Below are 16026 nucleotides of genomic sequence, written 5' to 3' on the forward strand. Positions count from 1 at the left end.
TCGACTCGTTTCCTGTGGGAGCGGGCTTGCCCGCGATTGGATTTACGCTTTGGCGCTGACTGAAGATCAGACGCGGAAGTGGCTGACCATCTGCTGCAACTGACCGCCCAGGCGTGCCAGTTCAACGCTCGACGCTGCGGTTTCATCACTGGCCGCGGCGGTCTGTTCCGACACGTCGCGCACGTTGATGATGCTGCGGCTGATTTCTTCGGCCACGGCGCTTTGCTGTTCGGCCGCGGCGGCGATCTGCTGGTTCATCGACTGGATGTTCGACACCGTGCGGGTGATGTTTTCCAGGGAGTCGCCAGCCTTGCGGGTCAGAGCCACGCTGCTGTCGGTCAAGGCGCGGCTGTTGTTCATCACCGCCGCCACTTGCTGGGTGCCGTTCTGCAGACCGGCGACCAGACCTTCGATTTCCTCGGTGGATTTCTGCGTGCGTTGCGCCAGGCCACGGACTTCGTCGGCGACCACGGCAAACCCACGGCCGGCTTCACCGGCACGCGCGGCTTCAATCGCTGCGTTGAGTGCCAGCAGGTTGGTCTGTTCGGCCACGGCCTTGATCACGTCCATGACGCTGCCGATCTTGTCGCTTTCCTGTTGCAGCACGCTCATGGCTTCGGTGGAACGCACCACTTCGCTGGCCAGTCGCTCGATCTGGGCGATGGCTTCATTCACTACCTTGTCGCCTTCACGGGCTTCGCCGTCAGCGGCCGCTGCTGCTTGCGAAGCTTCTTCGGCGTTGCGCGCGACTTCCTGCACGGTGGCGGTCATCTCGTGCATGGCGGTGGCCACCTGGTCGGTCTCGACCTTCTGGCTGTTCACCCCGGCGCTGGTCTGCTCGGTCACGGCCGAGAGTTCTTCGGCGGCGCTGGCGATCTGGGTGACGCCGTCGCGGATGCCGCTGATCAGGTCGCGCAGGGTCACGCCCATGCGGGCGATGCCTTGTTGCAGCACGCCGAGTTCATCGCGACGGGTGACCGTGACGTTCTGGGTCAGGTCGCCGCTGGCAATGCGCTCGACCACGGCCAGGGTTTCTTGCAGCGGACGGGTGATCTGACGGGTGATGATCACCGCAGCAATCACACCGACCAGCAGTGCCAGCAGGGTGCTGATCAGCTGGAGCGTACGGGCCTGGGCGCTTTCGATGTCGCGACGGTCGAGCTGGATCTGGTACAGCTGCTCGCTGGTGGTGACGATGGCCGCACCCTGATCGGTCATCTCCTTACGCGCCTGCACCGCTTCGCTGTTGGCGTTCTTGTAGGCCTGCAACGCGCTGCGGTAGTTGGTCAGGGCGGTTTCCAGCTGACGCAGAGCGTCTTGCTGGGTCGCGGCGAAATGCACGTTCAGTTGCTTGAGGCTGGCAATTGCCACGTCCAGTTGGCCGACGGCTTTCTGCTCGGTTTCGGCGTTGGTGGTGGCGGTGTAGCCGCGCACTTCATAGCGCGCGAGGATGAACGCTTCCTTGGCCTGGGTGATAGCCTGGAACTGCTCGAAGCGCTGCTCGCTCATGTCCATTTGCTGCACGCGCTTGCTGATCGCTTCGATCAGGTTGTAAGCGGTCTCGGCGTTGCTGCCCATCACGTCGCGGGCGCTGTTGCCGGTGCGGTAGGCGTTGCGCATCTTGTTCAGCGAAGTCTGGTATTCGGCGATGGTCGCGGCCTGCTCTTTCAGCAGTTTGACGTTTTCCGGGCTCTTGAACTTGTTGATCAGCGCTTGTTGTTGCGCGGCGAAGCTTTCGAGGGTGGTTTGCACATTCTGCGCGGCGGTTTCGTCGCCGTTGGTCAGCATGTATTGCAGGCGCACCACGCGCAGCTTGGTCAGGCCGGCATTAAGCTGGGTGATGTCGCTCATCCAGTTGCTGCGGTCAATCAGGCCGCCGAGGCTGGTCCAGCCAGTCAGGGCGAGGACGCAGGTCAGGGCCAGGACCAGGCCGAAGCCCAGACCCAATTTCATGTTCACGCTGATGTTGCCGAACCAGCTATTCATCACAATTCCTCCAGGAACGTTGAGCTACTTGATCGTCGGTCAGGCTGGAAGATTGTTGTTTTTTTGAGCCAGCAAGGGGGTTAGCAGGTCTGTATCGGCCGCAAACACGAGAGCTGAAAGGATTTTGTCCGACGGAATTTGTAACAAGGGCATTTCAAGACTTTTTTCACATGCGTTTCACTCGCCACTTACGCCCGCTTCTCTACCCTCGCCGCATCGTATTGACTGTGATGGATGCCGACGAGGCGGCCCGATGTGGAATTGAGACTGAGTCTGTTCGGCGTCAAACGCTCGATTTCCCTGAGTAAGCTGGCCCGCTATCGCAACACGTGGGTGGTGCTCGGTGCGTCGCTGCTGGTGATCCCGCTGACCCTGTGGCTGCTCGCCCCGGCGGCGGTGCCTGACCTGGCCCACGGCAATGTGTCCGGTGCACGCGCGCTGGCGGCCGGGTGGGCCAAGGGCGAGATGATTGTGCTGGTGCGTCACGTCGAGCGCTGCGATCACTCGCCGGCGCCGTGCCTGAGCGGTGATGACGGCATCACCGACCGCTCGCGCAGTGTCGCGGTCGGTGTCGGCGCACAGTTCGAGCATTTGGGCCTGAATAACGCCGATATCTACAACAGCCCGATGCTGCGCACTGTGCAGACCGCCGGTTACATGTTCAATCGCGCGGCCAGCGGCGAAGACTGGCTGATCAGCTGCAAGGGCCACATCCTGCAGGAAGCGCTGGCGCACAAGCTTGCGGGGCGCAATCTGATTCTGGTGACCCACAGCGAATGCATGGCGGAGCTGGAAAAGGATCTGAATTCGCCGGTTTCGGACCCGGGCTATGGCTCCTCGCTGTTTGTTTCCGCTGCGAACAAAGCGGCCCCGCGCGTGCTTGGCTTCATCGAAGCCTCCGACTGGCAGTCAGTGAGCACTCGATGAACTGAGGTGGGCAAAGCGTCGGCCCAAACAAAACCCGCCAGTGACGGCGGGTTTTTTATTGGCTGGCGCGAAGGGCGTCAGTAGCCGACGAAGTAGTACGCCTGGCGCCCGACCATCATGGTCTTCAGCACTTTGAGTGGTGCGACGGGTTCGCTGTCCGCGGAGATCACCGCGACGTTCGAGGGCGAGGCACTGAGGAAGTCATGCAGTTGCGCGTCGGTGTCCAGTCCCTTGAGCACACGTTGGGTGTAGAACACGCTGGCGCCGCCGACCCGCTCATTGGCCTGGAACAGCGCGACCTGCTGACCGTTGGCTTGCAGGCTCTGAATATGGTCAGTCAGCGGCAGGAACGACAGTTCTTTATCAGCGTTGGGCAAGGCCCACTGGGCCGCGCCGAGGTAGCTGGCGATCACCATCGTGAGCAAGCCGGCGGCAATTGCCTGACGATGACGGGCGACTTTTCCGATAAAGCGGTCTGCGTTTTCACGCGCCTGCAAGCGCTCGAACAACACGCGCGCATACTCGGCGGCGATCACCGCCGCAGCCGGGGTCATCGACATCAGGTACACCGTGCGCTTGCTTGAGGCCAGGGTCAGCATGATGAACTGCGCGACGATCCACAGGCTGAAAAACAGCAAGTAACGGTTGGCCTTCAGCTCCTTGCGGAAATGCCACAGGCCCAGATAGACCAGAATGTTCCACGGCAGGAACGCTTCCGGCAGTTTGGCCAAGTAGTAATAGAACGGCTCGTAATGCCCGGCCTCGACGAACGAGCCGCTGAAGCGACCGACGCTATTGGTCAGCAGCACTTCAGCGACGGCGTGCGAGCCACCGCGCTGATAAAGCACGACGAGCCAGATCAGCAACGGAATCAGGCCCACCGCCGTGAGCAGGCCGGGTCGCAGCCACGCTCCGATCTTCAGGCGTCTGTCGATCAGGTTATCCGCCAGCAGGTAGGCGAAAATCACCACGCCGGGCATCGCCAGTCCAAGTACGCCCTTGCTCAACGTTGCGATGGCGATGCCGACGATAAACAGCAGCGAGTTAGCCGCGTTCGGTGCGCGTTGCGCCTGAAAGAACGCCAGCAGCGCCGTGGTCACGCCGAGCGCCAGCAGCGCATCTTCGCCGACGCCGCGCACGTTGCTCCAGTAACTGGCCATGGTCGCCAGCAGAATCCCCGCCGTCCAGGCCAGCGCTTTCGGCCGACCGAAGCGGCGCAACATGCCGTACAGCAGCATCACACTGAGCAACCCGGCCACCGCCGACGCCAGCCGCACCGCCCACGGCGAAACGCCGAACACGCGCATGGCGCCGGCGTCCAGCCACAGGCTCAGCGGTGGTTTTTCCAGAAACGGTTCGCCGAACAGGCGCGGCGTCACCCAGTCATCGTCCAGGTGCATCTCCATGGCGATCCCGGCGACCCGGGCCTCGGTGGAGCCTTGCAGCTGGTGGTTACCCAAAGCGAAAAAAAACAGCAGGGCGGCGAGTAGAAACAGCGAAGTGGCGGCACGCGGCATGGATTTCAGGCAACCGGAAAGGGCAGGAGCCTTGAGCATACTTCGCCAATGCTTAACAAATTGTGAAACTCACGCCAGTTGTCGTGACCAACGCTTTTCCGGCGCCTCGAACACCGGATTGACCAGCGCCGTCAGCACATGGTCCTGCCAACGCCCGGCGATGTTCAGGTAGGCCTTGGCGTAGCCCTCGCGTTCGAAACCCAGACGCTCCAGCAACCGCGCACTGCGCTCGTTGCCGGGTATGTAGTTGGCCATGATCCGGTGCAGGTTCTGCGTGTCGAACATGTAGCCGATGCCGGCCTCCAGGCCTTCCTGCATCAGGCCCTGCCCCTGATGCGCGTGGTCGATGTGATAACCCAGATAACAGGCTTGAAACGCACCGCGAATGATCCCGCTGAAATTGCACGCGCCGATCATCTGCTGGCCGTCCGGCGTCAGCAGGGCGAAATGCATCGCCAGCTCGGCCTCGTAGGCACTGGCCTGAACTTCAAGGCGTCGGCGAATCTGCTCGGTGGAAAAGTATTCGGTGGTGCGAATCGGCGACCACGGGGCGAGATGGCGCTGGTTGCGTGCGTAGAATTCACTTTCCAGCTCGGCCTGTTCCGGGGCGAGGATGGCGAGCGTCAGGCGTTGGCAGGGCAAGGTCAGCAGCGGCATCGTGCGCTCCGGTGGGCAAGGTCGAGGGACAGGATTGATCATGGGGCGGGAAAAAACAAACCGCGCGGATCGTTTCCGCAGCAAACGCCAGGCAAAAAAAAGCCCGCGGGAGAGCGCGGGCGAACCGTAGTTTCTTGAATGAGCGAGCGGACTGTACCGTGTTGATCGAACGGGGGCAGTGAAGAAAAATTCATCTCGGCAGCGACCGCTCTGCTACGCGTCAAGGCAAGTGATCCGCGGCGAAATCGGCTTCCGAACGTGCCCGCAGCCGGCCCTTGCGGCAAGCCTGCTGAAAACGTTCGAAGTCGCGTTCGTTCTGCGCGGTGTAACTGCGGGCGTATTTGAACAGGGCGTCGGCCAAGGCATCGCCCTTGCCGATATAGCCGCTGATGACCGCCGCATTGCCCGAGGCTTTGGCGTGGGCGCGGGCCAGTGCGCGACCGCAGACCCGGGCATAGGCGGCGAAGGTTTCGGCGTCGAAGTTTTCCAGTTCGGCGGAGATTTTCATGTCGCGTAATTGCCGCACATAGAAATGCCGACCGTTGGGGCCGGTGGTCCAGCCGAGAAACAGATCGCTGGCCGACTGCATCAGGCGCTGCCCCTCGACCACCCGTTGGCCTTCATGACGCGTGCGGGACTTGGCCTTCACATAGTCGGCGAGCACCGAACGCCGCGCCTCCTTGAACTGCAAAAACAACGGAAATTCCTGATCGTCGGTCAGCAGCGCCACCAGACACCGGGTGCCCACACTGCCGACACCCACCACTTTGAACGCCAGATCCTGCACGTGAAACCGCGAGAGCAATTCTCGCCGGTCAGCCTGCAGCGTGGTGCGATAGTCACGCATGAACGTATCGAACAACGGCCGCCAGTCTGCCAGCCGCAACCAGTCATCGTCGGCGTCGAGCAGCGTGGTGTTCTTGTGCAGGTGGAAAATTTCCGGCATGTCGTCACGAATGACCAGTCGCCCGTTGGCGTCGCGCTCACTGATTTTCGGCAGCAATTCGGCATGGGTGCGCCGTTCGGCTTTATCGACGGCACGCTGCACATGCTCCAGCGCACTCTTGCGTGCCTGATCGAGCAAGTCTTCGTACTTGATCGATTCGTACCAGGTTTCCAGCGCACTCTGTTCGGCACACTCCAGCATCGTCGCCTGATAGGCACCGACCATCTGCCGACAGACCTCTTCCTCAACCAACTCGCCATGGCGCAAATCCCGCGCCGCCACCACAAAACTCGCCGTCAGCCGCTTCACGTCCCATTCCCAGGGCCCTGGATGCGCCTCGTCGAAATCATTGACGCTAAACAACAGATTGCGCTCCGGCGTGGCGAACCCGCCGAAGTTCATCAAGTGTGCATCCCCACAGATCGGCCCGACCAGCCCCATGTTCTCGGTGCTCGACAGATCATGCGCCTGCAGCAATGCATTGCCACGGAAGAACGTGAAGGGCGACACCAGCATTCGTCCGTAACGCAACTCCACCAGCGAAGCGACGCGGCCCTGACTCGACGCTTTGATCAGCGGAATCGGATCGCGGCTCATTTTTCCGGTGGTGGCGTGGGCGCTGCGCGAGCATTGCTTGCGGGCGTCCTTGCCTTGCTTCATGCGGTCTTGGAGGGTGGTCATGGGGGCTCGTCGTGGCAGTGGGGGCGGTGTGAGTGTAGAAGTGGTTCAGGGGTTTATCCGCCGGACGTAACGCACCCGGTCATTTCAGAATTCCGTGACCTTGTCCTCGCGTAAAATCCACCCGGCTTCACCCGCCACCAACCTGTACTGAACCTGACGCATCTTCCCCGTACGACCCGCACCCGCGTCGGCGCTGTCATACACCGGGAAGCGTTGCACCAGCCTGTTTTCCACCACGGCAAACGAGTCCTCGCCCTGATAACCCTCGGCGGTTTTCGGGTTGTCACTGACCGGAGGCAAGTAGATTTCGCTCAGGGATTTCTTGTTGTTGGCCGAATAGGCGATCAGTTCGCCCGGCATGCCGCGTCCGGGCGAGCGGGTGAACACATAGAGTTCAGGGGAACCGTCGTTATTGAGATCGGCGACTTCGGCGCGTACCACCTCACCGCTGAGGGCCTGAATGATGACCGTATTGTCGATCTCCAGCCCCTTGGGAGCGATATGCAAAGTGGGTTTGCCATCGACCTGTTCAGTGCTGACGTGAAAGGCAATGCCCTGCAATTCCAGCGTCTGATCGAATGGTGGCTGACGGCTGATGGCATCGCCATTGACCAGCCTCAGCGCCAGCTCGTAGTTGGCCACTTCATTACGCCGTGCGGCGTTGCGCATGAGGTAGACCTGAATCGTGTACTCGCCATCGCTGGGCAATGTGCCGAGGAAGTGATTGCCCATGATCGAGCCATTGAACAGCGCGTAATCGGCCCCCTTGGCAGCGATGTTGAAGTAAGCGGAGGTGTTGGAGGGCTTGAAGTCGACGGTCAGCATCTGGCCGGCCTTGGCGTTGAACCGGTACTCCGCCGTCTGGTCACCCGTGATCGACTGTTTGCGCTGGACGCTGTCGGCACTGGTTGTGAACGCGATCGGTTCGACGCGCACAGTGGGGGCGTCGGCCGCATGGACGGACAAGGAAATCAGCGCGGCCAGCGCTACGGCGATCCAGCTCTTCATCTTCAACTCCATTGCATCTCGATGTTCGCAGCATAGAAGCTGCATCGAGCGACCGCCCAGAGATTGCGCGGATTAAATGTTGCTGGATTTGAGCACGTACCCGAGGCCGTGTTCCCTGACACGAATCAGCTGTTCACATAATTCTCACCTGAGTTTTGCCATGATGCTTGCTGGTATTCCATCGGCCCCAGCGAGTGATCCCGGCATGAATATGAGCGTTCTCTACGCATTGATTGCGGCAGCGCTGTTTGGCGCCAGTACGCCCCTCGCCAAACTGTTGGGGGTACAGATTTCGCCGATTCTGCTCGCCGGGTTGCTCTATCTCGGCAGTGGTCTGGGTTTGACCGTTCTGCGTTTTGCCCGCGATCGTGGCTGGAAACCTTCCGGGCTCGGCACCGGTGAATGGCCATGGCTGCTCGGTGCCATCGGCTTCGGCGGCGTGTTGGCGCCAGTGGCGCTGATGTTCGGTTTGACCCGAACGTCCGGCGCGAGCGCGTCACTGATGCTCAACCTCGAATCCGTGCTCACGGCGCTGCTGGCGTGGGTGGTGTTCAAGGAAAATGCCGACCGCCGAATTGTGATCGGCATGCTCGCCATCGTCGCCGGTGGCGTCGTGCTGTCCTGGCCACAAGAGGCCGTTTCGACGCAGGACTGGACCGGGCCGCTGGCTGTGGCTTTCGCCTGCTTTTGCTGGGCCATCGACAACAACCTGACCCGTAAAGTCTCGGCCTCGGACGCACTGTTCATCGCCGGCAGCAAAGGCCTCGTGGCCGGTCTGGTCAACTGCACACTGGCCCTGTTCATCGGCAGCCAACTACCCGCCGCCGCCTCGCTGTTTCCGATCCTGCTCGTCGGCTTTCTCGGCTACGGCGTCAGCCTGGTAATGTTCGTCCTCGCCCTGCGCGGCCTCGGCAGCGCACGCACCGGCGCCTACTTTTCCACCGCACCGTTTCTCGGCGCAGGCATCTCGATTCTGCTGCTGGGCGAATCGATATCGCTGATGTTCCTGCTCGCAGCAGCGTTAATGGCCGTGGGCGTATGGATTCATCTGATGGAAAACCATGTTCATGAACATCAGCACGAACGGCTTGAGCATGATCATCGGCATACACACGATGAGCATCATCAACATACGCATGGGTTTGAGTGGGATGGGGTGGAGCCGCATAGCCATCCGCATGTGCATACGCCGATGCGGCACAGTCATGCGCATTTTCCGGATGTGCATCATCGGCATGGGCATTGAGTTGGAGTGCGTGGGGGCGATGTTTGGTGGTGAAGCGGGAGTGAAGCGTTAGATGCGACAAAGCCCGCACTGGGCGGGCTTTGTCGTTGAGAGTTGGTGGGCCGGGGTAATCTGAAACGGTAATTTATCTTATTGATTATTATAGTTAATATTAGTTGTGTATTTTTATTGGAATACCAAATGGAATACCTCATGGGATAGCACTCCGTTGACCCCCGCCTGTATTCGATCTGAAAACCTTGCTTCGCATCCATGATAAACAGTGATCTTCTCGCAGCAGGCGGGACAACGGGCAGCACTCGATCCGAGTCGGAAGGTGGCAACAGGCAGAAACCGGCCAGAAGCAGACATTCGCCTGAATCTGTACTAGTTAGCCTCATCGATATTGGTTGCGCTTTGAAGAAGACGTGCCAGAGGACCAGCGTTGGCTATATTCATGGCCTCCTCGACTGTACAACCCAAACGAACCACAACACAAAGTGTGAACAAGACCTGCAATCTAAAAGTCAGTGCCACCAACGCAGCACCTCTCACCGCCTTTCGGGCACCTTTAGGATCATAGTGCGCGTGGTAGTTCCTAGTATTTTTCGTTTTTCTTATAATATCAGCAACCGCTTTTTCTCCTCCGAAGACCGCTAGATAGGGGGAGAACATTTGTTCCAATCGCTCTGCAAGGGAGATTTCGTTTCCGAAGTTTAGTTTCTGTTTCAGCCAGCTCCTATCAGCGTCCGGACACCCTTCGATGATCCCCACAACCTTCTGATCATACTCAGCTTTTGGCCACTTGGTTGAGTTAGAGGTACGACGGTGAAATGCTTCCAACGCCTGCGCCATGGAGATGAACTTGGTATCGGCGAAAGAGCTGCCTCCGTCTTGGATTAGGTAATAGTGGTGAAGTGCAGGCCCAAGGTTGTCGCACTCTTTGAGCCATTTTGACAACATGGGCTCCAAGCGGGTACCGATGTTCGTATAGCTGAGAAGCATATCATGAACGTGAAGAGGCTTACCTTCTTGCCGGCTCGGATAGTTCAAGCTGCGAAAGTACACCGACAACCACTGATTCAGACTCTCCAGTTCCGGATCGTCGAGTTTTGCCTTAAGCGAGTGAATTGCTACTGGACGACCAATAACAAAGGCGAAGAACCTCGTGATTTTGTGGGACAGTTCAAGGAAATATTCAAATGGTTTCGGCTCTGCCGTAGTTATCTGAATGTAAGCTTGGTGGAACAGTTCCAAAGTAGGAAATTTTCGTCCCCCCGGTATCTTTGCATCTAAGGAAATTTGAAAACGGGTGTCATCCTGAAGAGAAAACTCTAGCGGAGTAGGTATGTCAACGGAGAGCGTAAAATCTTCAAACTTATCACCATGGTCGAACTTGAAGGCGGATCTGTTCCACCATTCACTTAGACCGTCTACGCTAAAGCGCATCGAAAGAAATTTTCCCGGTTCGGGCATTCCTACGCCATCGAAGGCAATATGGGCTGCGATACGGGAGGTCGCGGGCATTCCAAAGGAAATGCTCTTGTTTAGATAGCCACAGCCCTCTAGGGTTACGTACCCCCCTTCAACGAGACCTATCAAACGACCAACCTCCATCCCCTCAAAGGAGGTGAAGGCTGAATCATCGGCAGTGAGCTCCAGTTCGACTCCTCCGCCATCGGAGATGGTCAGAACGCCAGGATATTTCTTGTCGCTATCTGCGGGACTGTAGAAGAAACCTCTTTTAACAATTGGCTGTGAGAGGTACATAGCAGGATCCATCTGGCTGGTTGTGCAATCACTCTGCCCGCGCCTCTTATGTCTGTCGAGACGCGTATGGTAAATCTCCCCCCTCCCCCCGATTAGGTAGACACTCTGGAACGACTGCTATTGGCCAAGTTCAGCACTCGGGATAATCGCATCCTACGCGTCAGAGGCAATCTTAATCATCGCTTGAACGATAGAGAGATTTTCTTAATATTCATAGACTTATGAAGACGCGCAGCTTTGCATAGCGTATTGAAACGCTCAGATAATCAAGCATCCTTCACTCCCCTCGCAGGCCTAAAGCTATGAGGAAAGTGAAGGAGTCAAGACCGCAGAACTCACGAGGATTCGACGAGGCCAGGTTTTCGTGCATAGAACAACCGGGCCATGATGCTGGTGTGTGCGACCGCAAACGGTCTTCTATGTGCGTGATGCATCCTCCTCAATATACTTCCTGACTGACCTTAGCGTCTAGCTCCTTAGAAAAGTCGAACTCTCCCCATTTGGTGAACCAATATTCACTATACTTCTGAATTCTCAGCAGGTTGTTCGCAGGCAAACCGTACAACGACAAAATTCTAACCTTGGTCTCGTTACTCACGAAGGGGCATGCGATAGTGTCTAAAGCCAAATGTATCATTTCAGAATCCCCGACCAAAGAATCCTGCTTCAGCCTGAATCTATCCAAGATATGTTTTTCTAAAGCAGCTTTCAGCAATGAATATCGGGCTTTGTTCTCTATATAAAAAAGAAGAGTAACTATCGAGAAGTAATTTAGACCGGATTTTACTTGGTAGCGCCCATCTAAAAATTCAAAACCGAAGCTATACCCAAGCACTTTTTCATCTATGCGGTAGTTTTTACCAAGCTGGCGCATTAAAACCAGAAGATACATAACTTCAATCTTCGCACTTTTGCCATCTGAATTGTGACTCATAACACTTCGACATCTCTCGTATATCACTTGCGAGATTAATGCCTCATAGCTTAGCCCTATAGCATCAGATTTATAGAAAGAAAGAACACGCTGGCATATTCGACAAAGCTTAATGGTTGTGTTGACCTTTGGCGATACAGCATAGATAAAGAACACAAAACCTAGAATAGCTTCCATTGACTTTGAAAAACTCTTGTCGGTACCACTGACCTTTTCTATTTTTTTGTAAGAATCAATCAAAGAGCCTACTTTGCGCTCGACTACAGAAAGTGAGTAGTTAAGAATTTCACCATAGCTCACACCAGAAATCGCAAGGATAGATTTAAAGTCAGTTATAAGTGAAGAGCCGCCTATGTAAATCTTCCCCCTTGGCAGTGTTTCCCCATCCTTAACTTCCGAAGCGAATTCATAGGCTAGCTCACGATCAAAAAGATCAGAAATACGTTTTTTTGCGATAGATATCGGCGTAATTATAGGGCGCGCCAGAGTTTCTTCCTTCCCTTTGTTTAAGGACAACTTATATAGCTTTAGACTTTCTTGAAGCGTCATCTTTATTTGGTGGCATACTTCATCACTATTATAGAAGACAAAATAATCATCTACGTAGCGATAGATCTTGAAGTCTGAATTATGCACATATCCCTTTTTAAGTAGCTTGCCCGAAATTTCAACATCAACAGCTTGAAGAATTATTTCCGCGAAAATTCTCGAAACCTCTGGACCTATTAGTATTCCGTTGGTCTCATTATGGTTCAATCTCTGCATGAGTGAGTCAAACTTACCTGCAAATGAACCTAAGATAGCTTTGAGGTTTTGTTTTGCAAAATCTTTTCCGTATACCGCCCATGCTAGCGAGTGAGTATAGACACTATCAAAACACCCTGAAACATCGAACTTAGTTAGGCTTCTAAAATCGCGCTCACTTCGAAGATGTTCTCTTGACTCATAAAACTTAAAAACATTACTAAATCGTTCGTATACAAAAAAGGATTTCAAGTTCTCATAGTTCTCTCCATCCACTTCAACCAAAGCATCAGATCTATCTTGCCGCTCAATTTGTGAGCGAAAATCAATATAAGTACACCCAGCAACTCGTCTTGGTGAACGCAAGCTAAATTCACTTCGGCCAGTATAATAAATCATCAGATCTTTAAATTGATCGTAGAAATCTACCACAAGCAACTGGGCCTTAGGATGCATTAGCGACAACTGGCGCAATTGATCCTGCTTATGTGTAGTCGAGAATAGGAAAGGAACGGTATGAACGATGTCTGATTTATCTAGGTCGATTATGGATACAGATTTGTTATTATCTACGATATGGCTTACAACTTTATCAGGATGAACGCCTAAAGCCATCTTCACAAGATTATCTAGTACATCATCCCTAAACCTCCATGAAATTCTGTTGTCGTTAAATTTAACACTATGTTCACATAGGAATCTATAAAAGTACCTATTCGAAAAGACTATTGGTACTTCGTATGGAAGCACGTCAGACAATACCACACGCTCTATAGGAAAATTTATAGATAATGCTTTCTTTTTAGACATGCTTCCAGCCTCGCGAAAGTTCTGAAAGCTCCTTGGAGTCAAAATTTCTGAATAATTTCTCTTTGAAGCCTTTTTCAAAAGATAGCTTGGAGAGCTTTCTTACCAATGACGGACTAGCGACGCTTTTAATTTTATTGCGAAAGTAGTGGTCCAGCCCGGAAAGCTGCTTGGTATCAGTTATATGTTTATTGCTAAAATACACCCCGATGAAAGCATTGCTTTTCCTATTGAACAGCCGCATGTTCCCAGTTAAGAAAAGACATCTGAGCATCAATTCGTCTTCAGACTTCTCTGGAATGAATGTAAACTTGGAGTTGTAATCCGAGAAAGCCTTATCAACGCGCGATTTATATTTATTTATTTTCCTCTGGCTCAGTTGGACGCCGGGGGAACTACTAGATACATCAAATGTATAACCAAGGTAATCAAACTTACCTTTGAACTCACTGAGCAAGTCAATGGGTTTCGTTTTGTCATTAAATCTCAGTCCTTTTCCGCGCAATATTTCGCTGAGCGTTTCTAAATACTTCGCTGCAAGCTCCTTTCTCTGCGGGGAGTACATAAGAACCATATCATCAACATATCTGGCGTAATAAAATAAGTCATCTTGCCGTCTAATTTCGGCATCAATACTCGACAGATATATTTCAGATAGGTATGCACTTATTCCTATTCCGCGCGGCAATCCGCTTTCGTCCCCAGAAACGACCAAATAATCTTTCATGAGTCGCGTTAAAATTCTTTTTATCAGTACCGATAGCTCTGGGGCTTGGTGAATGCCATCTAGTAGTTCCTTGTGTCTTACAGACTCATAAAACGATTCTACATCCGACCTTATTATGTACTTGGGTACGCCGTCTAAAGCCAGCGATTTTATTTGGCTAACTAGTATGTCGCGGGACGGCATGCGGAGCTCGTACAAAACCTTCAGCGCTCTCTGAACAAACCTAATTGCCAGAACTTGATCTAAAGTATTCCCAACGCCGTATACTTTTTTTCCGCCAACAAGGATGGGTAGGAGAGCGACATTTATTCGAAACTCTTTACCACTGACTATCTTAGAGACTTTCTCAAGCTCAAGATCAATTAAGCGACCGTGCTGAATCTTACGCTTATCTATAACCATAGTCAGACGTGACATACGTCGTTCAAAGAAAGCGGGCGTTATTTTTCCAGTACGGAATCGGTACCTAGAAAATGATTTAAGCTTGTTTAACTCATATAGTTTTACTCTTATATCGAAGGCAGCAGGAATATATCGCTCTTCAAGATCCCCACCTTTTTCTCTATCGTTTTTGAGCAGCTCATTAAGATTTTTTATTGAGAAAGACTGATCCATAGACGATATGACCCTTCCATAATTTGTTCTTGCTAGCCGCCAACTTCGATGTGCTGTCAAAGAAACTGTAACCGATTTGCGAGTCACAGTACTGGTCTAAATTAAATATGGTTAGGTAATGCCCGTTTAAGCTTCACGCCTGCGTTTTGTATGAGGAGCCTCCGACTTTCAAATCATGCGATGGGGCGATTTGGCCTTTTTTTCTGGTGTTGCAGAGGGGAAATATTGGCCTTCAGCGTTGCCTACGAGCGTCCGCGTCCGCGTCCGCGTCTGGCCGATGGCGATAGCGTGTAAGCGTCCGCTTTTGGCCGATTGCTGCCTGTCACGAAGGGCCGCAATCACGACCCATAGCTGCTATTGGCGAAGGGTAATCCTGCGACCATACACGGCAACTCACTCCCCTCTATCAATCGCCTCGGGGGCAAGATAGGTTAAAGGTTAGGGTACTGTGCTTCCTCTTCTGATTGGCTTGCATGCCAATCCGCCCACAGCTTAGCCTCTGCAGCAAATAGCTCACGCGAGACGGTGCGTGGCCTGAACTCAACGATATCCCGTGTATCCGTCGCAAATATGTAGCGGCTGGCGCCATTGATGATCATCGTACGAAAAAATGCCGCGTCGGAGAGGCTTACCGTACTGCCTCGCGGAGGGGGGCGCTGGCCGACACATGCAAATAGGAGGTGCTTCGGGCTTAGAGGAAGGAAAAGTCTTGTTCCTTGTACCCCCCAGCCGCCTTCAAGGCTCAGCTCTCCGCTCGCCCCCACTCCCAGCCTTGTGAACGGATTATCTGTTGTTGGCCAAGTGACTCCAGTGGGGGCGTGCAGGATGGTCCATCGATGAGTTGGCATACGATGGATTGTGTTTTTGAGGATGTGTTCGAGTTGCCAAATCCAAAACTTCCGCCCGTTCAGTACCCGTGCTTCGATACCTTCTGAGCCATCTTCATCTTTCACGCGACGGAGCTTAAGGGGCAGCTTGCTGTATGGGTCTACAGCTGATGCGGGTTCAAGTTTGATACCAGAAGCCAAAGCTGCTTCAACTTTGGCAATTGACTCCTCCATCGACTCAGACAAAAGAGCCTCGAGCGTTTCGTTCTGGCGCTTCATGAAGCTCTGCATGCCTGTAGGCGTCCTAATCGATTGCGCTACGGCGAAGCGAAACAAATTATTCCAATCCTTGACACTCAATTGAGTCTCATTCACTACCTTAGCTATCGACACCAATGCAGGCTGCTCAAATTCACGATCAAGCCAGCGCTCAATCTCATCGCTGTCTTTAGAGCCCGAGAAATAGGTATAAAGGTGCTGGTGTTTTGCAATACCTTTGGGAGAGTGAGGCTTCCAATGCTCGCACTTCTCATGCGGCACTAGGAGCCTGTAAGTGAGGATTTTACCATTGATCAACCATTGCCTCAGGTATGCCTGGGGAACATAGTGGTTATCTTTTTTGATGCCTTCCATCGTGGCGCTTCATCCTCATTAA

The 16026-nt window shown here is 54.1% G+C and carries 11 protein-coding genes and 1 pseudogene; 2 read left to right on the top strand and 10 right to left on the bottom strand.

The genetic code is table 11. The features are described 5' to 3' along the window. Positions 1–66 precede the first annotated feature (66 nt). Positions 67–930: a methyl-accepting chemotaxis protein gene (locus ACTJKS_RS22740; RefSeq protein ID WP_371260362.1), complete on the bottom strand. Its 864-nt coding sequence runs from the start codon at positions 928–930 to the stop codon at positions 67–69. A gap of 42 nt (positions 931–972) precedes the next feature. Then, positions 973–1986 (bottom strand): annotated as a pseudogene (locus ACTJKS_RS22745) (methyl-accepting chemotaxis protein); the annotation flags it as partial. 255 nt (positions 1987–2241) lie between these two features. On the opposite strand from ACTJKS_RS22745, the gene ACTJKS_RS22750 reads away from it, so the two are divergent. Beyond that, on the top strand, positions 2242–2913 hold the full coding sequence (locus ACTJKS_RS22750) for a histidine phosphatase family protein (RefSeq protein ID WP_145597189.1): 672 nt from the start codon (positions 2242–2244) through the stop codon (positions 2911–2913). Positions 2914–2990: 77 nt separating this feature from the next. Here ACTJKS_RS22750 and ACTJKS_RS22755 read toward each other — a convergent pair whose 3' ends face one another. The 4 genes from ACTJKS_RS22755 to ACTJKS_RS22770 form a co-directional block, all read right to left on the bottom strand. Then, positions 2991–4469: an ArnT family glycosyltransferase gene (locus tag ACTJKS_RS22755; protein ID WP_262949275.1), complete on the bottom strand. Its 1479-nt coding sequence runs from the start codon at positions 4467–4469 to the stop codon at positions 2991–2993. A gap of 30 nt (positions 4470–4499) precedes the next feature. Continuing rightward, entirely contained in the window at positions 4500–5087 is a 588-nt protein-coding gene (gene rimJ, locus ACTJKS_RS22760; protein WP_262949277.1) for a ribosomal protein S5-alanine N-acetyltransferase, read from the bottom strand. 220 nt (positions 5088–5307) lie between these two features. Then, positions 5308–6714: a DUF2252 domain-containing protein gene (locus ACTJKS_RS22765; RefSeq protein WP_440829001.1), complete on the bottom strand. Its 1407-nt coding sequence runs from the start codon at positions 6712–6714 to the stop codon at positions 5308–5310. An 84-nt stretch (positions 6715–6798) separates the two neighbouring features. Continuing rightward, complete coding sequence (locus tag ACTJKS_RS22770) at positions 6799–7722, bottom strand: PliI family lysozyme inhibitor of I-type lysozyme (RefSeq protein ID WP_262949280.1); 924 nt, start codon at positions 7720–7722, stop codon at positions 6799–6801. 205 nt (positions 7723–7927) lie between these two features. Between ACTJKS_RS22770 and ACTJKS_RS22775 the strand changes: the two genes are divergently transcribed. Then, entirely contained in the window at positions 7928–8968 is a 1041-nt protein-coding gene (locus ACTJKS_RS22775) for a DMT family transporter (RefSeq protein WP_108181626.1), read from the top strand. Positions 8969–9334: 366 nt separating this feature from the next. Here the strand turns inward: ACTJKS_RS22775 and ACTJKS_RS22780 are convergent, their stop codons facing one another. The 4 genes from ACTJKS_RS22780 to ACTJKS_RS22795 form a co-directional block, all read right to left on the bottom strand. Continuing rightward, positions 9335–10717 carry a HEPN domain-containing protein gene (locus tag ACTJKS_RS22780; RefSeq protein ID WP_440829002.1) on the bottom strand — a complete coding sequence of 461 codons (1383 nt, stop codon included), beginning with the start codon at positions 10715–10717 and terminating at the stop codon, positions 9335–9337. A 439-nt stretch (positions 10718–11156) separates the two neighbouring features. Then, a complete protein-coding gene (drt3b, locus tag ACTJKS_RS22785; RefSeq protein ID WP_440829003.1) occupies positions 11157–13205 on the bottom strand; it encodes an antiviral reverse transcriptase Drt3b in 2049 nt (682 codons plus the stop codon). Next, positions 13198–14544 (bottom strand): antiviral reverse transcriptase Drt3a, encoded by a 1347-nt coding sequence (gene drt3a, locus ACTJKS_RS22790; RefSeq protein WP_440829004.1) that lies wholly within the window; start codon positions 14542–14544, stop codon positions 13198–13200. The genes drt3b and drt3a overlap by 8 nt, the downstream gene beginning before the upstream one ends. 431 nt (positions 14545–14975) lie before the next feature. Next, positions 14976–16004: a DUF4238 domain-containing protein gene (locus ACTJKS_RS22795; RefSeq protein WP_440829005.1), complete on the bottom strand. Its 1029-nt coding sequence runs from the start codon at positions 16002–16004 to the stop codon at positions 14976–14978. Positions 16005–16026 lie beyond the last annotated feature (22 nt).

It is taken from the genome of Pseudomonas sp. 22189, assembly GCF_052045635.1.
GTDB lineage: Bacteria > Pseudomonadota > Gammaproteobacteria > Pseudomonadales > Pseudomonadaceae > Aquipseudomonas > Aquipseudomonas parakoreensis.